At 64.6% G+C, this 23,291-nt stretch carries 21 protein-coding genes; 8 read left to right on the top strand and 13 right to left on the bottom strand.

Annotated features, from left to right (window positions below; translation table 11 throughout):
• Positions 1 to 2 precede the first annotated feature (2 nt).
• Positions 3 to 836, top strand: coding sequence for a 16S rRNA (cytidine(1402)-2'-O)-methyltransferase (gene rsmI, locus B4400_RS18065; protein WP_078310210.1), 834 nt, complete (start codon positions 3 to 5; stop codon positions 834 to 836).
• Here the strand turns inward: rsmI and B4400_RS18060 are convergent.
• From B4400_RS18060 to metG, 5 genes are all read right to left on the bottom strand, one after another.
• Positions 820 to 2,073, bottom strand: coding sequence for an aminodeoxychorismate synthase component I (locus B4400_RS18060; RefSeq protein ID WP_078310205.1), 1,254 nt, complete (start codon positions 2,071 to 2,073; stop codon positions 820 to 822). The two genes, rsmI and B4400_RS18060, sit on opposite strands and share 17 nt — an antisense overlap.
• A 4-nt stretch (positions 2,074 to 2,077) precedes the next feature.
• On the bottom strand, positions 2,078 to 2,896 hold the full coding sequence (locus tag B4400_RS18055) for a GNAT family N-acetyltransferase (RefSeq protein ID WP_078310202.1): 819 nt from the start codon (positions 2,894 to 2,896) through the stop codon (positions 2,078 to 2,080).
• A 42-nt stretch (positions 2,897 to 2,938) separates the two neighbouring features.
• Positions 2,939 to 3,844 (bottom strand): RNA polymerase sigma-70 factor, encoded by a 906-nt coding sequence (locus B4400_RS18050; RefSeq protein ID WP_078310198.1) that lies wholly within the window; start codon positions 3,842 to 3,844, stop codon positions 2,939 to 2,941.
• A gap of 2 nt (positions 3,845 to 3,846) precedes the next feature.
• A complete protein-coding gene (locus B4400_RS18045; protein WP_078310195.1) occupies positions 3,847 to 5,004 on the bottom strand; it encodes an NAD(P)/FAD-dependent oxidoreductase in 1,158 nt (385 codons plus the stop codon).
• Positions 5,005 to 5,091: 87 nt separating this feature from the next.
• The gene (metG, locus tag B4400_RS18040) at positions 5,092 to 6,681 is read right to left on the bottom strand and encodes a methionine--tRNA ligase (protein WP_078310193.1); all 1,590 of its coding nucleotides are present in this window, start codon (positions 6,679 to 6,681) and stop codon (positions 5,092 to 5,094) included.
• Positions 6,682 to 6,712: 31 nt separating this feature from the next.
• Here metG and B4400_RS18035 point away from each other — a divergent pair, with 31 nt between their 5' ends.
• The 3 genes from B4400_RS18035 (at position 6,713) to rsmA (ending at position 9,652) form a co-directional block, all read left to right on the top strand.
• Positions 6,713 to 7,588 (top strand): TatD family hydrolase, encoded by an 876-nt coding sequence (locus B4400_RS18035; RefSeq protein WP_078310190.1) that lies wholly within the window; start codon positions 6,713 to 6,715, stop codon positions 7,586 to 7,588.
• Between the two features lie 73 nt (positions 7,589 to 7,661).
• A complete protein-coding gene (locus B4400_RS18030) occupies positions 7,662 to 8,789 on the top strand; it encodes a resuscitation-promoting factor (RefSeq protein ID WP_139361469.1) in 1,128 nt (375 codons plus the stop codon).
• A complete protein-coding gene (rsmA, locus tag B4400_RS18025) occupies positions 8,753 to 9,652 on the top strand; it encodes a 16S rRNA (adenine(1518)-N(6)/adenine(1519)-N(6))-dimethyltransferase RsmA (RefSeq protein ID WP_170915052.1) in 900 nt (299 codons plus the stop codon). Before B4400_RS18030 ends, rsmA begins: the two co-directional genes overlap by 37 nt.
• 3 nt (positions 9,653 to 9,655) lie before the next feature.
• On the opposite strand, the gene B4400_RS18020 is transcribed toward rsmA, so the two are convergent.
• From B4400_RS18020 to B4400_RS18005, 4 genes are read right to left on the bottom strand one after another with little or no spacing between them, the layout of a single operon-like run.
• Positions 9,656 to 11,140: an amino acid permease gene (locus B4400_RS18020; RefSeq protein ID WP_078310181.1), complete on the bottom strand. Its 1,485-nt coding sequence runs from the start codon at positions 11,138 to 11,140 to the stop codon at positions 9,656 to 9,658.
• Positions 11,141 to 11,159: 19 nt separating this feature from the next.
• Positions 11,160 to 11,969, bottom strand: a complete 810-nt coding sequence (locus tag B4400_RS18015; RefSeq protein ID WP_078310178.1) for a serine/threonine-protein kinase — start codon at positions 11,967 to 11,969, stop codon at positions 11,160 to 11,162.
• Between the two features lie 46 nt (positions 11,970 to 12,015).
• Positions 12,016 to 14,955: an MMPL/RND family transporter gene (locus tag B4400_RS18010; protein WP_078310175.1), complete on the bottom strand. Its 2,940-nt coding sequence runs from the start codon at positions 14,953 to 14,955 to the stop codon at positions 12,016 to 12,018.
• Positions 14,952 to 15,374, bottom strand: a complete 423-nt coding sequence (locus B4400_RS18005; RefSeq protein WP_139361468.1) for an MmpS family transport accessory protein — start codon at positions 15,372 to 15,374, stop codon at positions 14,952 to 14,954. The genes B4400_RS18010 and B4400_RS18005 overlap by 4 nt, the downstream gene beginning before the upstream one ends.
• Before the next feature lie 164 nt (positions 15,375 to 15,538).
• Between B4400_RS18005 and B4400_RS18000 the strand changes: the two genes are divergently transcribed.
• Positions 15,539 to 16,201: a TetR/AcrR family transcriptional regulator gene (locus tag B4400_RS18000; RefSeq protein ID WP_078310171.1), complete on the top strand. Its 663-nt coding sequence runs from the start codon at positions 15,539 to 15,541 to the stop codon at positions 16,199 to 16,201.
• Here B4400_RS18000 and B4400_RS17995 read toward each other — a convergent pair.
• Positions 16,198 to 17,118, bottom strand: a complete 921-nt coding sequence (locus B4400_RS17995) for a bifunctional helix-turn-helix transcriptional regulator/GNAT family N-acetyltransferase (RefSeq protein ID WP_078310167.1) — start codon at positions 17,116 to 17,118, stop codon at positions 16,198 to 16,200. The two genes, B4400_RS18000 and B4400_RS17995, sit on opposite strands and share 4 nt — an antisense overlap.
• Positions 17,119 to 17,201: 83 nt before the next feature.
• Between B4400_RS17995 and B4400_RS17990 the strand changes: the two genes are divergently transcribed.
• Both B4400_RS17990 and B4400_RS17985 read left to right on the top strand, forming a co-directional pair.
• On the top strand, positions 17,202 to 18,152 hold the full coding sequence (locus B4400_RS17990; protein WP_078310164.1) for a 4-(cytidine 5'-diphospho)-2-C-methyl-D-erythritol kinase: 951 nt from the start codon (positions 17,202 to 17,204) through the stop codon (positions 18,150 to 18,152).
• A gap of 231 nt (positions 18,153 to 18,383) precedes the next feature.
• A complete protein-coding gene (locus B4400_RS17985) occupies positions 18,384 to 20,033 on the top strand; it encodes a fatty acyl-AMP ligase (protein ID WP_078310162.1) in 1,650 nt (549 codons plus the stop codon).
• Positions 20,034 to 20,039: 6 nt separating this feature from the next.
• Here the strand turns inward: B4400_RS17985 and B4400_RS17980 are convergent, their stop codons facing one another.
• Together B4400_RS17980 and B4400_RS17975 are read right to left on the bottom strand one after the other, a co-directional pair.
• Complete coding sequence (locus B4400_RS17980; protein ID WP_078310159.1) at positions 20,040 to 20,687, bottom strand: maleylpyruvate isomerase family mycothiol-dependent enzyme; 648 nt, start codon at positions 20,685 to 20,687, stop codon at positions 20,040 to 20,042.
• On the bottom strand, positions 20,674 to 21,573 hold the full coding sequence (locus B4400_RS17975; protein ID WP_078310156.1) for an alpha/beta hydrolase: 900 nt from the start codon (positions 21,571 to 21,573) through the stop codon (positions 20,674 to 20,676). The genes B4400_RS17980 and B4400_RS17975 overlap by 14 nt, the downstream gene beginning before the upstream one ends.
• Before the next feature lie 85 nt (positions 21,574 to 21,658).
• On the opposite strand from B4400_RS17975, the gene B4400_RS17970 reads away from it, so the two are divergent.
• Entirely contained in the window at positions 21,659 to 22,267 is a 609-nt protein-coding gene (locus B4400_RS17970) for a TetR/AcrR family transcriptional regulator (protein WP_078310153.1), read from the top strand.
• Here B4400_RS17970 and B4400_RS17965 read toward each other — a convergent pair whose 3' ends face one another.
• Positions 22,268 to 23,290, bottom strand: a complete 1,023-nt coding sequence (locus B4400_RS17965; protein ID WP_078310150.1) for a beta-ketoacyl-ACP synthase III — start codon at positions 23,288 to 23,290, stop codon at positions 22,268 to 22,270. It lies immediately after the preceding gene.
• Between the last annotated feature and the right edge of the window lies 1 nt (position 23,291).

Genomic DNA, 23,291 nt, shown 5'->3' with positions numbered 1-23,291 from the left:
GGATGGGGAACTTGCTGCTGGCGGCGACACCGCTCGGGGAGCCTGGGGACGCCTCGCCCCGATTGCGTGAGGCATTGGCCAAGACATCGGTGGTGGCTGCCGAGGACACCCGCCGTGTTCGGGCGCTGGCCAAATCGCTGGATGTGCAGATCAGCGGGCAGATCATCAGTTTCTACGACCAGAACGAGGCCAGCCGTATCGAGCCGCTGCTGGCCGATCTGGAGGCGGGGTACGACGTCCTGGTGGTCACTGACGCCGGGATGCCGTCGATCAGTGACCCGGGGTATCGCTTGGTCGCCGCCTGCGTGAAACAGGGGATACCGATCAAGTGTCTGCCCGGGCCGTCGGCGGTGACGACGGCGTTGGCCGTCTCGGGGCTCCCGGTGGACCGTTTCTGTTTCGAGGGTTTCGCACCGCGTAAGCAGGGGGCGCGGCGGCGCTGGCTAGCCGAGCTGGTGGCCGAACCCCGTACCTGTGTGTTCTTCGAGTCGCCGCGACGGCTGGGGGAGACCCTGGCCGATGCGGTGGAGGTGCTGGGGCCGGAACGCCGCGCCGCGGTATGCCGTGAGCTGACCAAGACTCATGAAGAGGTGTTGCGGGGCACCCTGCGCGAGTTGGCCGTCTGGGCCGAGGGCGACGTGCTCGGGGAGATCACGGTGGTGCTCGACGGCGGTCGTCCCGCCGTCCCCGAAATCGAAACCCTGGTGGCCAGGGTGGAGGAGCTCATGGACGACGGTATGGGGCTGCGGGAGTCCTGCGCGATGGCGATCGGCGAATCCGGTGCGACGCTGTCGAGGCGCGATCTGTACGACGCGGTGGTCAAAGCGCGGGCTTGAGTGCCGCGATCGCCGTGAGGTCGACCGTGGCGGCTGCCTTGTGTAGGCACTCCTGCCACTCGGCATCGATATCGGAGTCGGCGGTGATACCGCCGCCCACGCCGAGCACGGCGGTGCCGTCGGGGGCGATCTCCACGGTGCGGATCGCGACGTTGAGTTCCAGGCCGGCCGCGGGGGAGAGCATGCCGACGGTGCCGCAGTACACCCCGCGGTGATCCGATTCCCATTGGCGCAGTAGTTGGCGTGCACGGGTTTTGGGTGTTCCGGTTACCGAGGCGGGCGGGAACGTGGCGTTCAGGAGGTCGCTGGCGGTGGCGTCCAGGGACACCTGGGCGGCGACGGTGGACACCAGATGCCACACGCCGGGCGCCGGGTGGACGGCGAGAAGCTCGGGAACGGTGACGGTTCCGGTGATGGCGATGCGCCCCAGGTCATTGCGCACCAGGTCGGTGATCATGACGTTCTCGGCGACATCCTTGACCGAGGTCAACAGCGCCGCGGGGTCCTCGGTCCCGGCCAGGGTGCCCTTGATGGGGCTGGAGCGGACGTCGGTGCCTTTGCGCCGCAAGAACAATTCGGGTGACAACGAGGCCACGGCGCCCCAGGCGCCGGAGACGAATGCGGCGCGGTCCGGTGCGGTTCGAGTGATCGCGTCGGCGAAGAAGTCCAACGGATCGCCCGCCAGTCTGCCGCGGAACTGCGTGCACACACAGGCCTGGTACACCTCGCCTGCCGCTATGGCTTCCAGACAGCAGGTCACGGCAACGCGGTGGTGCTCACGATCGGGGGCCGTCCAGTCGATGAACCATGGCGCGGGGTCGCGGGGGTGTGTCAGTGCCTGGAGTATCCACGCCGGGCACTCCTCACCCAGAAGGCTTTCGTACCACCAGCATTCGTCATCGTCTAGCCGCAGTACCGCATCGGTCCAGCCGCCGGCGGCGGCGGGGAGCCGTCGAGCCTGGCTGCCGGAGGCCAGGTCCGGATATCCGAGGAAGCCAATCCAGCCGCCGCCCACCGCGCCTGGTGGAACAGGGTCCACATGAGAAGTCTTGCCGCTGAACGCTTGTCGTGGCAGCACTGGGTGCGCGGAGAGCGACGGGGAGATGATCGCCGGCGAATCGAACCAGGATCCGATCAAGGCCGCGGGTGCTGGACGTCCCGTCGCGCGCGTGGCGCTGGCAAGAGCTCGCAGCACGGCCGGCGGCGCACCGAGGTTGCCGAGCTGCTGGACGCGCATCGGTCTAGTTTCGCAGACCCTTCACCAGGATCGCGCGGGTGTACAGCAGTGAGAAGCCCTGGCGCTGGGTGTTCTGCTGGGACTTCGACCCGGGCTGGGTGGTCACCACCGCCAGCTCCGCGCCATCGCGGGCGGCTTCGTGAAGCCGGGTGGTCAGCAGTGCCGTTTGGATACCGCGCCGGCGGTGTGGGGCTGCGGTGGCCGCACCGTTGAGCTGGGCCACCCCGTCGAGGATGCGCATGCTTGCGCCGCCGGCGACAGCACCCTCGCGCAGAGCGATGTACCGCTGCTGGCCCTGAACTGTGGACAGTGCGGCGATCGCGCGGAAAAGCACCTCGCGCGGAAATGATTCGTGCGAGGCCACACCCTGGTCATCGGGTACCGCGAACCCGTCGACGACCACGTCGACCCAACTGGTCAGCTCATCGCTGCCGCTGTGACGCACCGTGACGCCGTCGGGAATGACCGGCGCTGGGGCATCGGCTAGGGGAAGGCCGAGGACATCCTCGAAAGACACCAGCAGGTAGCCCCGGGCGGTGAGCAGCTCGCAGATCGCGGGATCGGCGAGGCTCGCGATTTCAGCCTGCACCGGGGTATCCCGTTCGGCGAACTCCCGCTCGACGGCGTCGAGTTCGGATTCGCTTGGCACACCGCTGAACCCGAGTCCAGCGATCTTGTTCATCGGTGAATCCGGTCCGGCGTAGGACGCGATGCCCCCTGCCAGCGGTATCACCAGACCGCCGTCGCACTTCCCAGTGCCCGCGGCGATGGTGTCGGCCTCGGCACGTTCAATGCGCGCGGCGGTATCGATATCACAGAACACGCCGGTGATTGTGTCCGATGTACCGCCCGAACCGCCACCGGGTTATCTGCTGATGTGACGCGCTGTTTCGGCGGTGGCCAGCTTGTCGGGGTTGCGGATCGCGAAAACATGCGCCACCTTGCCATCCGCGATCGACACGGCCAGCACCGCGTCGAGACGTCCTTCGCTGTAGATCAGTAGGGCCGGCGTGCTGTTGTAGGTGCTTAGTTCCATGCGGACATCGGGGAACGCGGCGGCGGCCCGCGACAGACCGATGGCCACGCGTGCCACTCTGTCGGCCCCATAGACCGGACGCCGTGCGGCACTGACCTTGCCGCCGCCGTCGGATGTCCACACCGCGTCGGGGGCCAGCATTTCTACTAACGCGTCGACATCGCCCCCCGCCGCGGCCAGCAGGAATTTGGTGGTCAGTTCCTCGGCCTGCTGGTCGGTGGGGGTGAACCGGCGCCGGCGCGACTGCACATGCTCTCGGGCACGGTGCGCCATCTGACGTACCGCGGACTCCGATTTGCATACGGTGGAAGCGATTTCGGAGTAGTCGAAGCCGAAGACCTCCCGCATGACGAATACGGCCCGCTCGTCCGGTGCCAGGGTTTCCAACACGACCAGCATCGCCATCGACACCGATTCGGCCAGGACCACATCTGTCGAGGCGTCCGCCGCGTCGCCGTCGAAGGTCACTCGCACCGGCTCCGGTAGCCACGGTCCCACATACTCCTCGCGCCGACGGCTGTTGGCGCGCAAGGTGTTCAGTGATTGGCGGCTGACAATCTGCGCCAAGTAGGCCTTGGTATCGGTGACCGTGCTCAGATCCACCTGCGCCCACCGCAGATAGCTCTCCTGCAGTACGTCATCGGCCTCTGTGGCGGAGCCCAACATTTCGTACGCGATGGTGAACAGCAGCGGGCGCAGGTGGGTGAACAGCTCTGCGTGCGCGGTGTCGGACACCGCTACGCCTGCACCTTGAGGGCTTCAGAGCGCTTGGCGCCCTGCGGCCAGTAATAGGCCTTCGGATGCTTGGCGGCCTGTTTCAGGAAGTAAACCGTTCCGCGGCAGACCATTTCCTTGATCGCCGCACCGGACCGGCCGCCGATGAACAGCTTGCGTGGTGTGTCGTCGGCGCGTGAGGTCTGGATGACGGCGGCACGACGTCCGATGCTGACGTTCTGCCCGACGAAGATCTGCCCGCCCGCTACCGGTTGCAGCCCGTCTACCAGAGCCAGCACAGTCTTGACCGCACGCGCGGCCAGCGGCCCGGCGGCCTGGCAGCTCATCCGCAGCGGCACGCCTGAGGGGCTTACCGCATCACCGGCCGCGACGATGCGGGGATGGTCGACGCTGACCAGCGTCTCATCGGTGAGCAGTCTCCCCAGCGCGTCTGTCCGCAGTCCGCTGTCGGCGGCCAGCTGCGGTACGCCAAATCCGGCGGTCCACACCGTCAGCGCACTCGGCAGTTCGCGCCCGTCGGACAGGGTCACGGTGTCCTCATCGACTCCGACGACCGTGGCGGGCGCCAGCACCTCGACGCCCAGCTTTTCCAGATGCTTGGCGGCCGCGCGCCGGGCCGGTTCGCCGATCGAGGGCAACAGTTGCTTGCCGCAGACCAGAGTCACCCGGCGGCCCGCCTCGGCGAGTTCTCCGGCCAGCTCGACACCGGTCAGGCCCGCACCGACGACCACGATCGGTGCCTCAGGTGCCAACCGCTCATACCGGGCCCGTACCTGCTGGGCGTGTTCGAACTCGTTGATGGACAACGCATGTTCGGCCACGCCGGGGATGTTGGGAGTTGTTGTGGTGCTGCCCACGGCGTAGACCAGATAGTCGTAGGGCAGCACCGCGCCCGAGGCGAGCTCCAGCTTTTGGGCGTCGGCATCGATGTGGGTGACCTTGTCGACCACGAGGCGGATGGCCGGATTGAGCAGCTGGTCGTAGTCGACCGTCGCGCCCCGGTTTCCGGCGACCAGCTGGTGCAGGCGGATCCGTTCGACGAAGTGCGGTCGCGGATTGACGAGGGTCACGGTCAGGTTCTTGTTGGCCAGCAATTGGTTGGCCGCCAGGGTTCCCGCGTAGCCCCCGCCGATCACGGTCACATGGGTGTTCTCGGTCATTTCGGTGACTTCCTTTCAGTCGCTGATGCCCTTAAGACACCGGCGCGATGAAATCTGTGACAGACCGTGACCGGGATCACGTATGACCTACTTGGGCACCTGATACTTCGGGAACACGCCCGTCGGCGCGGGCAGGCTCACGCCAGCCTTCAGCCGGGTACCGATGGCGGCGAAGTCCCGCTGATCTTCGGACTGGCCCAAGAGGTCCAGCAGCTTGGCCGCCGATTCGGGCATGACCGGCTGCGCCAGCAGCGCGACAATGCGCACCACCTCCAGCGTGGTGTACAGGACGGTGCCGAATCGCTGTTGATCGGCCGCGTCGTCACTCTTACCCAGTACCCATGGCTCCTGGGCGGAGAAGTAGCGATTACTCGCGCTCAGCACCTGCCACATCGCCTCAAGCGCGAGATGCATCGCAGGTACCTCGAAGTGTGTGCGCGCCTGTTCTAACAGGCCGTCAGCGGCCGCGAGCAGTTCGGTGTCCTCAACGGTGTAATCGCCCGGCTCCGGCACGATTCCGCCAAGATTCTTGGCCACCATCGACAGCGAGCGTTGCGCCAGATTGCCCAGCTCGTTGGCCAGATCGGCGTTGATCCGCCCGATCAAGCCGTCCTCGGTGTAGCTGCCATCCTGGCCAAACGGAACCTCACGCAGCAGGAAGTACCGCACCTGGTCCAGCCCGAAATGATCGATCAGATCGACTGGGTTCACTACATTGCCGATCGACTTGCTCATCTTCTCGCCCTTGTTGGTGAGGAAGCCGTGCGCGAAAACCCGTTTCGGCAGCTCGATTCCGGCCGACATCAGGAATGCCGGCCAGTACACGGTGTGGAACCGGATGATGTCCTTGCCGATCATGTGCACATTGGCCGGCCAGTACCGCTGGAACAGCTCTGAATCGGTGTCGGGATAGCCGGCGCCGGTCAGATAGTTGGTGAGGGCGTCCACCCACACGTACATGACGTGGTCGGGATGGTCGGGTACCTGCACTCCCCAGTCGAAGGTGGTCCGGGAGATGGACAGATCGCGCAGACCACCGGAGACGAAGCTGACGACCTCGTTGCGCCGTACTACCGGGCCGATGAACTCCGGATGCGCCTCGTAATGCGCCAGCAGCTTGTCCTGGTACGCCGACAGCCTGAAGAAGTAGGAATGCTCCTCGGTCCACTCGACGGGGGTACCGCTCTCGGTGGCGGTGCGGGTTCCGTCGGCGGCGACCGTGGTCTCGGCGTCCGTGTAGTACGCCTCGTCGCGCACCGAGTACCACCCCGAATAGGTGTCTAAATAGATGTCGCCGTTGTCGGCCATCCGGCGCCAGATCGCCTTGGATGCCTCGTGGTGATCGGGGTCGGTGGTGCGGATGAACCGGTCGAACGAGATGTTGAGCTTGCGCTGCAATGCCTCGAAGACATCGGAATTGCGCCGTGCGAGCTGCGCCGTCGGGATTCCGGCCGCGGTGGCCGCCTGCGCCACCTTCAGACCGTGCTCGTCGGTGCCGGTGAGATACCGCACGTCGAAGCCGTCCAGCCGTTTGAAGCGGGCGACGGCGTCGGTCGCGACGTACTCGTACGCGTGCCCGATATGCGGTTCACCGTTCGGGTAGGCGATGGCGGTGGTGATGTAGAAGGGGCCAGACGCGTTCGGCCCAGAAGAGTTCGGAACAGATGATTCAGGCATGGTCTGAGCAACTTTATAGACTGGTGTTCTGATGACGCCCGGCAATAAGAGGCAAGCCCCGCCCAATCCCGAGCCGCTGGCACCTCTCATCGACGCCCACACCCATCTGGATGCGTGCGGTGCGGTCACCGGGGATGACGTACGAGCCATCGTCGACCGTGCCGAGTCCGTCGGCGTGGGGCGCGTGGTGACGGTGGCCGACGACCTCGAGTCGGCCCGATGGGCGGTGTCGGCCGCTGCCGGAGATCCACGGGTGTACGCCGCTGTCGCCTTGCACCCCACCCGCGCGGGCGACCTCACCGACAGTGCGCGCGAGGAGTTGGAAAAGCTGGCCGCGCATCCTCGCGTCGTCGCGATCGGGGAGACCGGTGTGGATCTGTATTGGCCGGGCCGATTGGAGGGCTGCGCGGAGCCGTCGGTTCAGCGCGAGGCATTTGCTTGGCACATTGAGCTGGCTAAGCGGACGGGCAAGCCGCTGATGATTCACAACCGTGACGCGGACGCCGAAGTGCTCGATGTGCTCAGGTCCGAGGGCGCGCCGTCCTCGGTTATCTTCCACTGCTTCTCATCGGACGCCGAGATGGCGAAGAAGTGTGTCGCTGAGGGCTGGATTCTGAGTTTGTCGGGGACGGTGAGTTTCAAGAACGCGCGGGCGCTACGGGAGGCCGCTGTGCTCATTCCCGACGAACAACTGCTGGTAGAGACCGATGCGCCCTACCTAACACCCCATCCCTATCGGGGTGCGCCGAATGAGTCGTACTGCCTGCCGTACACCGTCCGGGCCCTCGCTGAAATAACCGGGCAACACCCTGAGCGATTAGCGGCCGCGTCCACCGCGACCGCATTAAGGGTGTTCAAGATTGTTGATGAGTTGCCTCCGTGCGATGCTTTCGTTACCGTGTCGTGATCAGATCGCCGGGTTTCGTCACCGTTGACATCCGGTATCGACGCACCGAAACGAACGCAGGAATCTCCTACTCGTGAATGCACTGACGAAGCTCAACGCAACGCGATCGCCCTTGCTACGCGCCCTCGTGGCCGCCCTGCTGGTGGTGATCGGCGCGGGCGGTGGCTACGCCATCGCTGCGCATAAGACCCTGACTCTCAGGGTCGACGGAAACGCCATGACGGTCACGACCGTCAAGTCGCAGGTGTCCGAGGTCCTCGCGGACTATGGATACGCGCTGTCCGACCGTGACGATGTCGCTCCCGCCAAGCACGATTCGGTGAGCGACGGCGACACCATTGTTCTGAAGCGTTCCCGTCCGCTGGACATCTCCGTGGACGGGCAGGGCACCCAGCAGGTCTGGACCACGGCCAACACGGTGAACGACGCGCTGTCTCAGCTGTCGATGACCGACACCGCTCCGACCGCCGCCACCCGCGGCAGCCGTCTCCCGCTGGAGGGCATGTCGCTCGCGGTGGTGAGCGCCAAGACCGTTCAGCTCAACGACGGCGGCGTGATCAGCACCCCGCGTATCGCCGCTCCGACCGTGGGAGCGCTGCTGGAGGCTACCGGTAACCCGCTGCAGCAGTTCGACACCGTCGATCCCGCACCGAGTACCCCGGTGACGGCCGACATGCCGATCACCGTGACGCGCATCCGGGTCTCCAAGGTGACCGAGCAGGCCCCGTTGGCGCCGACCCCGCAGAGGATCGAAGACGCCGAGATGAACATGAGCCGCTCGGTCGTCGAAGATCCGGGCGCTCCCGGATCCCAGGACATCGTGTACTCGGTGCTGTCGGTCAATGGACGCGAGACCGGACGGATGCCGGTGTCCAACAACGTGCTGACACCCGCGCGTAACTCGGTGCTTCGGGTCGGCGCCAAGCCCGGCACCGAGGTTCCCACCGTGACTCGTGGATCGGCGTGGGATGCGCTGGCTTCGTGTGAGGCCGGTGGCAACTGGGCCATCAACACGGGTAACGGTTTCTACGGTGGTGTGCAGTTCGACTACGGAACCTGGTTGGCGCACGGTGGTGCCAAGTACGCACCGCGTGCCGACCTCGCGACGCGCGAGGAGCAGATTGCCATCGCCGAGAAGACGTTGGCCGTGCAGGGTTGGGGAGCTTGGCCAGTGTGCAGCGCGAGGGTCGGTGCCCGCTGACCATCAGGCTGCTCGGCCGTACCGAGATCCGACAACTGGCCAAGGATCTCGATTTCCGACCGACAAAGACGCTGGGCCAGAACTTCGTTCACGACGCCAACACCATTCGCCGGATTGTGTCGGCATCGGGTGTCGGTAAAAGCGATCATGTCATCGAGGTTGGGCCCGGCCTGGGCTCGCTGACACTGGGGCTACTCGACAAGGGCTGCACGGTGACGGCGGTCGAGGTGGATCCAGTGCTGGCACGACGCCTTCCGGCCACCGTCAAGGAACACTCGCACAGCGAGTTCAACCGGTTCTCGGTGATTCACCAGGACGTACTGAAACTCACCCCCGCCGATATCTCCGGGGAACCCCCGACGGCGATGGTCGCCAATCTGCCGTACAACGTCGCGGTGCCGGCATTGCTGCGGATTCTTACCGAATTCGATTCGGTGAAGACCCTTTTGGTGATGGTCCAGTCCGAGGTTGCCGATCGGCTGACGGCTGAGCCGGGTTCCCGTATCTATGGTGTGCCGAGTGTCAAGGTGCGCTACTTCGGCAAGGTGAAGCGTCTCGGCACGGTGTCTCCCGCGGTGTTCTGGCCGATTCCGCGGGTGTACTCGGGTCTGGTGCGCATCGACAGGCATCCGGACGCGATATGGCCTTCCGATCCTGGGTTCCGCAAGGAGCTCTTCGATCTCATCGACATCTCATTCGCCCAGCGCCGCAAGACCTCTCGTAACGCATTCGCCGAATGGGCGGGCTCGGGTGACGAGTCGGCGCGCCGCCTGTTGGCTGCCAGCATCGACCCGGCGCGTCGCGGTGAGACGTTGGACGTCGCCGATTTCGCCCGCCTGCTGGAGCGTTCGGCGATCGTCTAGGTTCTACTTGTCACCGAGGTTGGGCGGGTCGTCCATCATCGGAGTCTCCGCGATCACCGGATACTGCCCGGTATAGCCGACTCGCTCACGTGCCAGCTGCATGACTCGTTCCCTGGACAGGTACCAGCCGATGGTGAGCAGCGGCGTGAAGATCGCCAGAGCCACCAGATTCCAATAGTTTTCGTAACACATGAGCGCCAGCACCAGCACCAGGAAGACCAGCGTCGCGTATCCGGTGTAGGGGGCCCCGGGCATCTGGAACTTGCCGCGCCGAAGGATGCCGCGTTGCGACCATTGGTAGAGCCGTAGCTGACAGATGACGATGGTGGCCCACGAGGCGATGATGCCGAGCGCGGCCACATCCAGGGCGGTCTCGAATGCTTTGGCCGGGATCACCATGTTCATGAAGACGCCGACCACGGTGAAGCATGCGGTGAGCGCGATGCCGGCAAAGGGAACGCCGTTGGATGTCATGCGGGACAACAGCTGTGGTGCGCTGCCGTTCATCGACATGGATCGCAGAATGCGGCCGGTGCTGTAGAGGCCAGCGTTGAGGCTCGACAGCGCGGCGGTAAGCACCACGAAGTTCATGATGTCACCGGCGTACGGCAGGCCCACCCGGGAAAAGAACGTCACGAACGGGCTCTCGCCCTCCTTGTAGAGGGTGTACGGGAGCAGCAGCGCCAGCAGAATCAATGAGCCGACATAGAACACGGCGATGCGGACGATCACGGCGTTGATGGCCTTCGGCATGACCTTCTCGGGATTTTCCGTCTCGCCCGCTGCGGTGCCCACCAGTTCCACTGAGGCATAGGCAAAGACCACCCCGGAGGTGACCACCACAAGGGCCAGTAATCCGGTGGGGAAGAGCCCGCCGTTGTCGGCGAGTATCGAGGGTCCGGTGGTGGCGCCCTCGACGGTGAACCGCCCCGCCAAGAACACAATGCCGACAATCAGGAAGGCCACCAATGCAACGACTTTGATGAGTGCGGCCCAGAACTCCATCTCGCCGAACAGCTTGACGCTGATCATGTTCAGGGTGAGCACGATGACCAGGGCGATCAGCGCGATGGTCCACTGCGGGATGGCCTTGAAGCTGCCCCAGTAGTGCATGTAGAGGGCAATGGCGGTGACATCCACGATCGAGGTGGCCGCCCAGTTGACGAAGTACATCCATCCGGCGACGTAAGCCGCCTTCTCCCCGAGGAATTCGCGCGCATACGACACGAAGGAACCTGAAGACGGGCGGTGCAGTACCAGCTCGCCCAGAGCGCGCAGCATGAAGAAGACGAACACGCCGCAGACGGCGTACACGAGCCACAGGCTTGGTCCGGCTTCGTGTAAACGTTTTCCGGCCCCCATGAACAGACCCGTGCCGATGGCACCGCCGATGCCGATCATCTGGACTTGGCGGTTCTTCAGACCCTTGTGATATCCCTCGTCCTCACGCGCGAGGCCCGACGTATCGTAATTAGCTGGAGATGCCATGGGGCGACGGTACCGGGGATTAGGTCATCGCGTGTGTCAAAAGTGTTATGAACTCCGTACATGTCGGATAGCGGTTTAACGGATCCTTGGCCATGGCCTTGGCGACGATGGAATCGAAAGCCCGTGGGATGTGCTTATGGCGGTACGAAATAGGCCAGGGTGTGGCGTTGAGATGCAGGTCGGCGAGCTTCATCGCGGTGCGTGCCGTGAACGGGGGTTTGCCGTCGAATAGCTCAACCGCGGTGCAGGCCAGCGCGTATTGATCGGTGGCCGCCGTCACAGGTTGCCCGCGCAGCACCTCGGGCGCGGCGTAGGGCAGCGAGGTTTGCACGACGGGCCGGCGCGGTCCGTCCGCGAAGACGAGCTCTTGGGCGATGCCGAAATCGGTGAGTACGGCGCTACCCGAGTGCCTGCGCATGATGTTGGACGGCTTCACATCGCAATGCACCACCTGGGCTTCGTGGATGTAGTCGAGCGCTCCGGCGATCTGTTGCAGGGCAGACAGTTTGATGGGCATGATCCAGCTCTGATCCGTGCCCACCAAGTCATTCGCCGAGCCGCCGGTGAGCGCCTCCATGGCCAGCCAGTCCTCACCGCGTTCGTAGACCGTGATGATGCGGGGATGTGAGAACCGTTGGGCCAATTCGAATTCTCGGTGCAATCGGTCGATGTTCTCCGGATTTCGATGCCGTGGATCCAGCACCTTCAGCGCGACCGTAACCCCGCCCTCGTCATCGTCACGGTGTGCGAGGTAGACCTGTGCCGTCCCGCCACGGCCCGCAAGGGAGTCGATGACGTAGCCGTTGAAGTCGCCACCCGGTGCAGGCATGTACCGAGGGTGTCATGAGTCGCGCAGCGTAGTGGCGGATTTCGGCTTAGTACGCGTGTCTGGGGAACTCCGAAGACGGGTCTGGTCCCGCACCGGCCGGCGCCGGGGGCGGCGGTACGTCTGTCGCCGGCTGCGGTGTTCTCGGCGGTGGCAGCGGCCGGGTGCGCACGTTCAGCGGCCACCAGAACCAGCGGCCCAGCAGGGTCGCGATGGCCGGTGTCATGAACGACCGCACCACGAGGGTGTCGAAGAGCAGGCCCAGGCCGATGGTGGTACCCACCTGGCCGATGATGGTCAGGTCGCTGATGGCCATGGCCATCATGGTGAAGGCGAAGACCAGGCCGGCGGAGGTCACCACACTGCCGGTACCGCCCATCGCCCGAATCATGCCCGTCTTCAAGCCACCCGGCAGTTCTTCCTTGAGTCGGGAGACCAGTAGCAGGTTGTAGTCGGAGCCCACGGCGAGCAGCACGATGATCGCCATCTGCATGACCATCCAGTGCAATTCCTGGCCCAGGATGTACTGCCAGATGATAACCGACAAGCCGAATGACGCGCCCAGGGAGAGCAGTACGGTGCCGACGATCACCAGCGAGGCCACGAAGCTACGCGTGATGAGCAGCATGATCAGGAAGATCAGGCACAGCGCGGAGATACCGGCGATCATCAGGTCGTAACGGGCGCCGTCGGACATGTCCTTGAATGTCGCTGCGGTGCCGCCTAGTTCGATCTTGGCGTCCTCGAGGGGGGTGCCCTTGACGGCTTCGATCGCGGCCAGCTTGATGGGTTCGATATGCGAAAGGCCTTCGGGCGACGTGGGATCACCGCGATGCGAGATGATCATCCGCAGCGTCTTGCCGTCGGGGGACAAGAACATCTTGAGACCGCGTTTGAAATCCGGATTGTCGAAGATCTCCGGCGGCAGGTAGAACGAATCGTCGTTCTTGGCCTTGTCGAAGGCCCGTCCCATGGCGGTCGAGTCCTTGCTCGTCTCGTCCTGCAGGTCGTACATGCCCGCCATGGTGCTGTGCATCGTCAGCATCATGGTCTGCATCGATTCCATGAGCGGGATCATGTCCCGCATGTCCGCCACCATCTGGGGCATGATGACGTCCATCTTGTCCATGGAGACGACCATGCCGTCCATGTTCTCGGTGAGCTCGTCGATCTTGTCGAGCACCTCGAAGATCGATCGGAACGCCTGACAGATCGGGATATCGAAGCAGTGCTTCTCCCAGTAGAAGTAGTTCTTGATGGGGCGGAAGAAGTCGTCGAAGTTCTCGAGGCTGTCCCGCATGTCGTGGATGGTGCCCTGCAGGTGATGCATGTCGCCGATCATCTGGTGCATCACTGAGGTGAGCTCGGTCATGTTGGCCAGCATCTTTTTCATGGTGGCGACCATGACGCCCATTTGGTCGGCTTGGACCTTCATATCGGCCATCCGGTCCTTCATCAGCTTCAGGTTCTGAATCTGGCCGACGCCTTGGGCGCTGATAAGGAAGGGGATGGAGCTATGTTCGATCGGGGTGCCCTGGGGGCGGGTAATTGCTTGCACGCGTGCGATACCCGGCACCTTGTAGACGGCCTTGGCGAGCTTGTCGATGACCAGGAAGTCCGCGGAGTTCCGCATATCGTGATCGGATTCCAACACCAGCATCTCCGGGTTCATCCGGGCCGGGTCGAAGTGCCGGTCGGCGGCCTGGAAGCCCTGATTCGCGGGAATGTCCTTGGGGATGTACTTCTTGTCGTCGTAGCTGGTCTGGTAGCCGGGAAGTGCGGCCAGACCGATGATGGCGATCGCCATCGAGGCGGCCAGGATCGGTCCGGGCCAGCGCACGATCGCGGCGCCGATGCGACGCCAGGTGCGAATTCGCATGGCGCGCTTGGGTTCGAAGAGCCCAAAGCGGCTTCCGATGGTGATCAGCGCCGGTCCCAGGGTGAGGGCGACGGCCACGGCGGTCAGAACCGCCACGGCACAGGGGACGCCCATGGTCTGGAAGTACGGCATGCGCGTGAAGCTCAGGCAGTACATGGCGCCGGCGATCGTCGATCCCGTGCCCACGATGACATGCGCCGTGCCATGGAACATCTCGTAGTAGGCCGCTTCGCGATCCAGCCCATTGACGCGGGCTTCTTGATAGCGACCGATCAGGAAGATGGCGTAGTCGGTTCCCGCCGCGATGACTAGCACCACAAGGAGATTCACCGCGAAGGTGGACAGTCCGATGATGTGGTTGTCGCCGAGCACCGAGATCATTCCGCGTGCGGCACCCAACTGGACGCCCACCATAAGGAGCACCATCAACACGGTGAAGATCGACCGGTAGAAGAACAGCAGCATCACGATGATGACGATGAAGGTCAGTCCGGTGATCTTGATCATGCTGCTGTCGCCGGCATGGGCCAGGTCGGTCTGCAGCGCGGCGGGGCCGGTGACATAGACCTTGAGCCCGTCCGGCATCGGCTTCGCGTTGCCGTGCTCATCCGTCGTCAGTTTCTTGATGACGCTGCGCACGGACTCGATCGATTCGTTCGCGAGCGTCTCGCCCATATCGCCGGCGAGGTTCAGCTGAACGTAGGCGGCCTTGCCGTCAGTGCTTTGCGCACCGGACTCGGTGAGGGGATCACCCCAGAAGTCCTGGACGTGCTGGACATGTTTGGTGTCGGCGCGCAGCTGCGACACCATCTCGTCGTAGAACTTGTGCGAGCCAGGGCCCAGCGGTTGGTCGCCCTCCAGCACGATCATGGCGGCGCTGTTGGAGTCCGACTCTTGGAAGAGCCGCCCCATGTCCTTCATCGCCTTCATGGACGGCGCGTCGTTTGGGCTCAGCGAAACGGTGTTCGCTTGAGCCACCTGTTCCAGCTGGGGAGCGGAAAGGGCGAGGATGACGACAACCGCCACCCAGCCGATGACGATGGGGATCGACAGGCGCCGAATCCATTTAGCGATGAAGGTGGGCTCGCCGTTGGCGTGTGCCCCGCTCATGCGGACTTCACAAAGCAGTAGACGTAGGCGCTCACCTCGTTGGTATACCTCTCGTCTTTTACTTCGCCGTTGGCCGTGATGCGGCAGCCCAGCCCATCAGCATTGCGGGCTTGAGCCAGGATGTTTCCCGTCATCGACGGTGCCGTCGTGACGATCTCAATCGACCACGGTAGCGTCGCCCCGTTGATCTGGTGGGGCTCCCCTTCCTTGTCGATGTAGTTGATGTCCGCGATGGTTCCGGGCGGGCCGAAGATGTCGTAGACCACATGCTTGGGCTTGGAGTTGTTTTTGTCGTCGGTCATGCTGCCGGCGTAGGTGGGCAGCTGATGAGAGCCGAAAATGCCGCGAATCCGCCATACCGCGAAGCCTGCGATGGCGAGCACCAGCACCATCACCACCGGGATCCACGCCCGCTTCAATGCGCTGAGAATCGCAGGACCCCTTCACCCGTTGCTGCCGACCAGATCGATTACCGGACAATGTATGAAGCCTTCGCGCATAACGCATAGCGTGTGCGTTACAGGCAACCTACCAGCGGGTAGGTGTGCCCGCAAGTCACACGCCGTGCGTTATCTTGAGATGGATGACACACCTGGGTTTCCGGCGCGCACGTTCTGAGGAGAACAAGCGTCAACGTGCGGCAACGATCGTGGAAGCCGCGCGTTCGTTGGCGTTGGAATCCGGTGTCGCGTCGGTCACTCTCACGGGTTTGGCCCATCGGGCGGGTGTTCATCACTCCGCGGTGCGCCGCTACTTCAGCTCCCATAAAGAGGTGCTGCTGAGGCTCTCGACGGAGGGTATGGCCGCGCTCGCCGAGTCCGTCTGCTCGGCATTGGACGGCTCGCACGAGCGGTCGCCCGCGGACGTCGGTGCCGTGCTGTCGAGTTCTCTGATCGCGGCGCCGTTGTTCTGCGATCTGCTGGGCAGTCAATATCTGCACCTTGAGCACGAGGTGGAACTCGGCCATGTTCGTGAGGCCCAGCGTGCCAACCAGGCAGCTGCGATGACAATCGTCGACGCGATTGAACGTGCGGTGCCGCAGATCGACCGCAAGGGTGCGCTCGACATCGTCACGTCGGCCTTCGCGCTCGCCGGGATGCTGTGGCAGTTCACTCATCCACCCGAGGGTCTCGAGCACGATTTCGGCGAAGAGCCGGGCTTTCCGGAGGATTGGGACACCGATTTCGGCAGCACGCTCACGCGGCTGCTGACCGCCACGTGCATCGGGGCCGCGAAAACGCTTTAGGTGTCGAGGTGCTTCTCGAACCAGTGGTGTGCGTACTTCTCGTCGTTGAACGCGGCGACCTCGCCATAACCCGCGGAGCGGTACATCGCGATCGCCTCGGTGAGTGCCCGATTGGTGTCCAGGCGAATCGTGCGCGCGCCGTGCGTCATCGCTCGCCGCTCCAGCTCGGCGAGAATTCGTTTCCCAAGCCCCATGCCGCGGACATCGGGAGAGATCCATACCCGTTTGACCTCGGCCGCTTCGATGATCTCGTCGGCGTTCCTGAGCAGCTTCAGCCCGCCGCAGCCGACGGGCTCCTCGTGCAGGGTGGCGACGAGCAGCATTCCGGCGGGGGCGGAGAGTTCGGCATCGCCGGCGGGCAGGGCCAGCGCCGGGTCGAACCCGTTTTCGAGCCGGGCGGCAATCTCCTCAAAATAGGCACGAATGCAGTACCGGGCCTCGGGTGAGCGGGTGTCCATGATGGCGATCTGAACCTGCGAGGCCACGAAGAGCCGTTCGACCTCGGCCATGGCGTCGGCGAGCCGTTGCCGCTGGTTGATGCTGAGCGGTTCCAGGATCGACCGTGCCAGGTCATCGGAGCGGCGATCGAGCTCGGACAGTTCGGCGCGGCCGGCGCCGGTGAGGCGCGCGGTGCGCACCCGGGTATCGCCGTCCGCGGTGCTCACCTCGATCAGTCCGCCGCCTTCCAGTGCCCGCAACAATCTGCTGAGATATCCAGAGTCCAGGCTCAGGCGGGCGCGCAGCTCGCGGATATCGCATCCCCCCGAAGGCCCTGAGCCCTGGGTGCCGATCTCCCACAGCACTCGCGATTGCCCCAGCGGGCGGTCTCGGGCGAGGTATTCGCTCTCGAGGACGCCTATCCGTTGCGTGACGGTTCTGTTGAAGCTGCGTAGGCCATCGACCAGGGCATCTGTCATTTACCTGACTTTAGTCAGATAAAGCCGCGATGTCCCCGTCGTTTGACGGGTAACGGCCATACGCGCCGCCAGAACGTACCCTCATGGGCGTGTCCGAGACCGTCTCCGATTGGGTGCCCACCGGCGCGGTGACCGTTCGGGCGCCCGGCAAGGTCAACCTGTACCTCGCCGTCGGAGATCTGCGCGAGGACGGCTATCACGAGCTGACGACCGTTTTCCATGCGGTATCGCTGGCCGATGACGTCACGGTTCGGGATGCCGACGTGCTCTCCGTCGATGTCGTCGGGCAGGGCGAGGGTGTGGTGCCCACGGACGAACGCAACCTTGCCTGGCAGGCTGTCGAGCTCTTCGCCGACCACGTCGGCCGCGCCCCGGACGTCTCTATTTTCATCAACAAGGACATCCCGGTCGCGGGAGGTATGGCGGGCGGATCCGCCGATGCGGCCGCGGTGCTGGTCGCGATGAACGAGCTGTGGCGCGCCGGTGTGCCGCGCCGCGATCTGCATCACCTGGCCGCTCAGCTCGGCAGCGATGTGCCGTTCGCGCTGCACGGGGGAACCGCCCTGGGCACAGGCCGGGGCGAGCAGCTGGCCACTGTGTTGGCACGCAACGTTTTTCACTGGGTGTTCGCCTTCGCCGACGGCGGATTGTCCACGCCGGATGTATTCCGGGAGATTGACCGGCTGCGCGAGAACGGCGATCCGCCACGGCTTGACGCATCCGACGAATTACTCGGTGCACTCGCCGCCGGCGACGCGCGGCGGCTGGCGCCGCTGCTGGGTAATGAACTGCAGGCCGCCGCGGTCAGCCTCAACCCCGGTCTGCGGCGCACGCTCCGCGCCGGGGAGTCCGCGGGTGCGCTCGCGGGGATCGTGTCTGGTTCTGGCCCTACCTGTGCATTCTTATGCACCTCGGCCGAGGATGCGGTGCAGGTGGGCGCCGAGCTGGCTGGCGCGGGTGTGTGCCGGACCGTCCGGGTGGCCAGCGGGCCCGTGCACGGTGCGCAGGTCGTTCAGGGCCGCAGCGACGGCTAGACACGCCGAGCAACGCGACACGCCGAACGGCCAGATCACAGTAGGTTTGGCCGTCGATTAAGAAAAGCCTAAGATGCTACGGGACCAGAAGAAGGCACCCGGACTGTCACCTGAACGATATGAATCCGCTGCTAAAGACACTGCGCGCGCCTACCGCGCGTCGCGGCGGCTATGGCGGACTATCCGATAAGGACGCGTGACTCGCCCAACAGGCCTAGGCCAGGAGGAACTGTGAGCAGGTTTACCGACGAGCTGTACGCGAACGCGCTCTCCAGCGTCAAAGGCATGGTTACCGGCGAACCTGACACTCCTGTGCGGCATACCTGGAAGCAGGTGCACGAGCGCGCCAAGCAGCTGGCCGGTGGTTTGGCCGCCGCAGGCCTCGGGTCTGACGATGCGATCGGCATGTTGGTGGGCATGCCCGTCGAGATCGCCCCGGCGATCCAGGCGGTGTGGATGCGTGGCGCCTCGCTGACGATGCTGCACCAGCCGACCCCGCGCACCGACCTCGCGGTCTGGGCCGAGGACACCCTGAAGGTCGTCGACATGATCGGCGCCAAGGCCGTCATCGTGTCCGCGCCGTTCGACGCCGCGGCTCCGGTGCTCGAGGAAAAGGGCGTGATCGTCGTCCAGATCAAGGATCTGTGGGATGCCGATCCGATCGAACCCGCCGATGTCGACGAGGACGCCGTCGCGCTCATGCAATTAACGTCGGGGTCGACTGGTTCCCCGAAGGCAGTCAAGATCACCCACCGCAACCTGTACGCCAATGCGCACGGCATGTACGTCGCCTCCAAGTACAAGCCCGAGTCCGACGTGATGGTCAGCTGGCTGCCCTTGTTCCACGATATGGGCATGGTCGGCTTCCTCACAGTGCCGATGTTCTTCGGCGCGGAGCTGGTGAAGATCACCCCGCTGGACTTCATGCGCGATGTTCTGTTGTGGGGCAGGCTGATCGACAAATACAAGGGCACCATGACGGCCGCCCCGAACTTTGCCTACTCGCTGTTGGCCAAGCGGCTGCGCAACCAGGCCAAGCCGGGTGACTTCGACCTGTCGACGCTGCGGTTCGTACTCTCCGGTGCCGAGCCGGTGGACCCGGCAGTGGTCGATGACCTGTGTGATGCCGGAAAGCCGTTCGGCTTCAAGTCCTCTGCGATGGTCCCCGCCTACGGTATGGCGGAAACTGCTCTGGCCGTGTCCTTCTCGGAGGTTGAGGCCTCCGGTCTGATTGTCGACGAGGTAGATGCCGACTTGTTGGCCGCGCTGCGTCGGGCCGTTCCCGCTACCCGCGGAAATCTCCGTCACCTGGCGACGCTGGGCCCGCTGTTGCCCGGTATCGAGGCGCGTGTCATCGATGAGGACCTGAATGTGCTGCCTCCGCGCGGCGTCGGCGTCATAGAGTTGCGCGGCGAGTCGGTGACACCCGGTTACGTCACCATGGGTGGATTCCTGGCGGCGCAGGACGAAAACGGTTGGTACAACACGGGTGACCTCGGTTACCTGACGGAGCGTGGGCATGTGGTGGTCTGCGGTCGCGTCAAGGACGTCATCATCATGGCGGGCCGGAACATCTACCCGACCGATATCGAGCGTGCGGCCGGTCGCGTCGACGGTGTGCGGCCAGGTTGTGCGGTCGCCGTGCGCCTGGAGGCCGGAGTCGACCCCAAGAACCAGCGCGAGACCTTCGCGGTCGTGGTGGAGTCCAACGCATTCGAGAACGCGGACGAGGTTCGCCGGATCGAGCAGCAGGTCGCGCACGAGGTTGTTGCCGAGGTCGATGTGCGGCCACGCAATGTGGTGGTGCTCGGACCGGGCAGCATTCCGAAGACCCCGTCGGGCAAGCTACGCCGCTCGACGTCGGTGGCCCTCGTCATCTAGGTGCCGTTAGCGTCGCGCACGTGATCCGAGTCGTTCCGTGAGCACCGCGGCGCCCTCACCGGTCAGGTATGTGAGCATTCGTGGCCTGCCGGCCAGCACCGATGTGAGTGCGGCGGCCGGGCCTTGCACGACGGGGCCCGATCTACCGTGAGCCCAACGGGCATCTGTTGCACGCAACCGTAGCCCCCGCGCGGTGAAGTAGGCGGGGACAAAAGGATTCGGCAGCCCCACTTGCGTGTTGAGCACCCTGACGAGAATGCCCGTGGGTATCGACGAGGTGCGGTCGAGCGCGAACAGGATGTCCAGTTCGTGGACCACGTGATCGCCCAGGAGCAGGCTGCGCGGACAGACCTTGCCGATTCCGGTGGGTCGGTTGATCAACCCGCGATAATCCCGCAGGAGTTCCTCGGGCGAGCGATCAGCGGCCAGACTCCTTGCCGTCCTGGTGTTTTCTCGGTCGAAGGACCGCTGTCGGACCACCCCCGCAGTGATGCCGCGTACCGAGGCGCTGCATCCAATCACTAGATGCGCCAACACCTCATGGTTCGACCACTCGGTACACAGGCTGGGGCCCAGCCAGTCCGTCTGGCTGAGATCCGCCACGGCATCGAGGAACCTCGCGTCGTTGGCGCGAAGGATGTCAGCGCGCGACATGGAGGTGCTCTCGAAGAAACACGGTTTGGTCGGCCAGCGCACGCTCCAGCACCGGTGGCTGATAGATGTCGAAATGGCCTGATTCGTAGTGGAATTCGACGCCGTGGGGCGCGCGCCGCGCCACCAGCTCGGCATAGCGGGGATTCATCAGTTCCTCGCGGTCGCAGACGCAGACCAGCAGCGGTGCGGCAATTCTCCGTGCGCGACGCAGGGCAGAGGTGAATACCAGTGTGGACGCGTCGGCGGCCGCCATCTGGTTGTCGAACTCATGGCCGGGTGGGCATGTGGACTCCCAGCCGGCCAGGGCGCCATCGGTGCTCACCAATGCTGAGTCTCCCGGCGGCCCCACAATCGGCACGTACCGTCTCGGCCGACCGAATGCTTTGCGCACCAGATCCTCGATGATCGGGAGGCCGAGCCGCAGCATCGACCAGAGGCTGGAAGTGCGCGTGGCCCCGGGCCCGTGCACGATGGGGCACTGGATGACCGCTGCGGCGAGATCGTCACGGCCGGCGGCCACCAGCGTCACATGCATGGCACCGAGGCTGGTGCCCCACAGCGCGATGCGATCGCCATCGATATCCGGGTGGTTCTGCAGGAACGCGATGGCCGACTCGACATCGTGGCGTTGCTTTCGCATCGAGAATTGTTGGCGAGGTAAACCTTCGGAGGCGCCCGTGTAGCGGTAGTCGAATGCCAACGTGGCGATTCCGGCTGACGCGAAGTGCCTCTCGTACTGCGGCAGCATCATGTCGTGGGTGGCGCCCAGGCCGTGCACCAGTACAACCGCGGGATGACGCCCGGGTTCGGCGGGACGGGTGAGCCATCCGGCGCATCGAATGCCGGCAGATGAGAATCCGACACGTTCGGTAGTGGACGGCGTCATGAGGTCGCTCCCTGGGTTTCTATAGGTACGATGTACGTATAGATTGAGACTGCAATACGTACGATGTACTTGTCAAGGGGGATCCATGAAAGCGCGCTTTACCAAGGATGAGATAGCGGCGACCGCACTGGAACTCGTGGATACCAAGGGGTTGGCTGCGTTGAGTATGCGATCGCTGGCCACGGCGCTGGGCACCGGGCCGATGACTCTCTACAACTATGTCGACGACAAGGAAGGGTTAGAGGAGCTGGTGGTGACGGCGGTGATGGCCGCCGTGCCCGCGTACCAGCCGTCTGCGAATTGGCGGTCCGATGTCGAACGGATCGCGCGGGGCATCTGGACTGCGGTAGGTGAGCACCCGGCGGCCATCCCGTTGGTGCTCACCCGTCGAATGTCCTCGCCTGCCGGTTTCGCGGTAATCGATGCACTCATTGCTGCACTCGGCCGCGCTGGGCTTGACGAGGAGAGTCGGCTGGCCGCGTTCAGAGCGGTGTTGGGATTCGCACTTGGCTCCGCGCAGGCCGGCCTGGGAGATGACAGCAGGGGAGCTGCGACTCAGATCGGCGGGGTAGCCGGTGATGCCTATCCGAACGTGGCGGCACTCGCCAAAGTGGCGCAACAGAGCAGTTCTGCAACCGAATTCACGCTCGGGATCACCATGCTGCTCGATGGGATCGCGATGCGGGGGCGCTGACTACTCGAACGGAACGGGTGGCATCCTGACCACCTGGGCGGCATAGCTCAGTCCGGCGCCGTATCCGATGAGCAGGGCCAGGTCGCCCGGCTTAGCGGCTCCGGTCGACAGTAGACCCTCCATGGCCAGCGGCACAGACGCGGCAGAGGTGTTGCCGGTGTGCTCGATGTCGTTGGCGATCACCGCATCTGAACGCAGATGCAGGTTCTTGGCCAGCAATTCGTTGATCCGGCTGTTGGCCTGGTGCGGCACGAAGACGTCGATATCCTCCGGGCCCACCTTGGCTGCCTCCAGGGCGCGTTGCCCCACCTTGCCCATTTCGAATGCGGCCCAACGGAATACCGAGGTTCCCTCGATGCGCAGATAGGGGCGCGGGCCGTCCGGGTCGGGCGCCGCCGCGAAGTCCATCCAGTCGATATCCTGACGAATAGCGTTGGCCTGACTGCCGTCGCTGCCCCATACCGTGGGGCCGATGCCCTGTTCGGCGGTCTCGCCGACGACGACCGCGCCGGCCCCGTCGCCGAAGATGAAACAGTTGCCCCGGTCGGTCATATCCAGTGCGGGGGAGAGCTTTTCCGAGCCGATGACCAGCACCTTGCTGGCGCTGCCACCGCGGATCATGTCGCCCGCCACGCCCACTGCGTATCCGAAGCCGGCGCAGCCCGCGGACAGGTCGAACGCCGGGACACCCTGGGCTCCCAGCGCGGTGGCGACGGCCGGGGCGGATGCCGGCGTCTGCAGGTAGTGGGTGCTGGTGGCGACGATGACGGCGTCGATCTCGGCGCCGGTCAGCAGGGCGTTGGCGATGGCCTTGCGTCCGGCCTCGATGGAGAGGGTTTGGGCGGATTCGTCGTCGGCAGCGAACCGGCGGGTCTTGATCCCGGTGCGGGTGTAGATCCACTCGTCCGAGGACTCGATGTGCTCGCAGATCTCTTCGTTGGTGACGACGCGTTCGGGACGGTACGCCCCCAGGCTGAGCAGGCCGATCTTGTTGACGCCGGTGATCTCCGCGATGTCGGTCATG

The sequence above is a fragment of the Mycobacterium sp. D16Q13 genome (assembly GCF_002013375.1).
Classification (GTDB): Bacteria; Actinomycetota; Actinomycetes; order Mycobacteriales; family Mycobacteriaceae; genus Mycobacterium.
This window is presented reverse-complemented; position numbering and strand designations above follow the sequence as displayed.

What these genes read in the sequence shown, in the direction of transcription:
- rsmI (WP_078310210.1), top strand. Translation starts at nt 3, where the DNA reads ATGGGGAACTTGCTGCTGGCGGCGACACCGCTCGGGGAGCCTGGGGAC.
- B4400_RS18060 (WP_078310205.1), bottom strand. Translation starts at nt 2,073, where the DNA reads ATGCGCGTCCAGCAGCTCGGCAACCTCGGTGCGCCGCCGGCCGTGCTG.
- B4400_RS18045 (WP_078310195.1), bottom strand. Translation starts at nt 5,004, where the DNA reads ATGACCGAGAACACCCATGTGACCGTGATCGGCGGGGGCTACGCGGGA.
- metG (WP_078310193.1), bottom strand. Translation starts at nt 6,681, where the DNA reads ATGCCTGAATCATCTGTTCCGAACTCTTCTGGGCCGAACGCGTCTGGC.
- B4400_RS18035 (WP_078310190.1), top strand. Translation starts at nt 6,713, where the DNA reads ATGACGCCCGGCAATAAGAGGCAAGCCCCGCCCAATCCCGAGCCGCTG.
- B4400_RS18020 (WP_078310181.1), bottom strand. Translation starts at nt 11,140, where the DNA reads ATGGCATCTCCAGCTAATTACGATACGTCGGGCCTCGCGCGTGAGGAC.
- B4400_RS18015 (WP_078310178.1), bottom strand. Translation starts at nt 11,969, where the DNA reads ATGCCTGCACCGGGTGGCGACTTCAACGGCTACGTCATCGACTCCCTT.
- B4400_RS18010 (WP_078310175.1), bottom strand. Translation starts at nt 14,955, where the DNA reads ATGAGCGGGGCACACGCCAACGGCGAGCCCACCTTCATCGCTAAATGG.
- B4400_RS18000 (WP_078310171.1), top strand. Translation starts at nt 15,539, where the DNA reads ATGACACACCTGGGTTTCCGGCGCGCACGTTCTGAGGAGAACAAGCGT.
- B4400_RS17995 (WP_078310167.1), bottom strand. Translation starts at nt 17,118, where the DNA reads ATGACAGATGCCCTGGTCGATGGCCTACGCAGCTTCAACAGAACCGTC.
- B4400_RS17990 (WP_078310164.1), top strand. Translation starts at nt 17,202, where the DNA reads ATGGGCGTGTCCGAGACCGTCTCCGATTGGGTGCCCACCGGCGCGGTG.
- B4400_RS17980 (WP_078310159.1), bottom strand. Translation starts at nt 20,687, where the DNA reads ATGTCGCGCGCTGACATCCTTCGCGCCAACGACGCGAGGTTCCTCGAT.
- B4400_RS17975 (WP_078310156.1), bottom strand. Translation starts at nt 21,573, where the DNA reads ATGACGCCGTCCACTACCGAACGTGTCGGATTCTCATCTGCCGGCATT.
- B4400_RS17970 (WP_078310153.1), top strand. Translation starts at nt 21,659, where the DNA reads ATGAAAGCGCGCTTTACCAAGGATGAGATAGCGGCGACCGCACTGGAA.
- B4400_RS17965 (WP_078310150.1), bottom strand. Translation starts at nt 23,290, where the DNA reads ATGACCGACATCGCGGAGATCACCGGCGTCAACAAGATCGGCCTGCTC.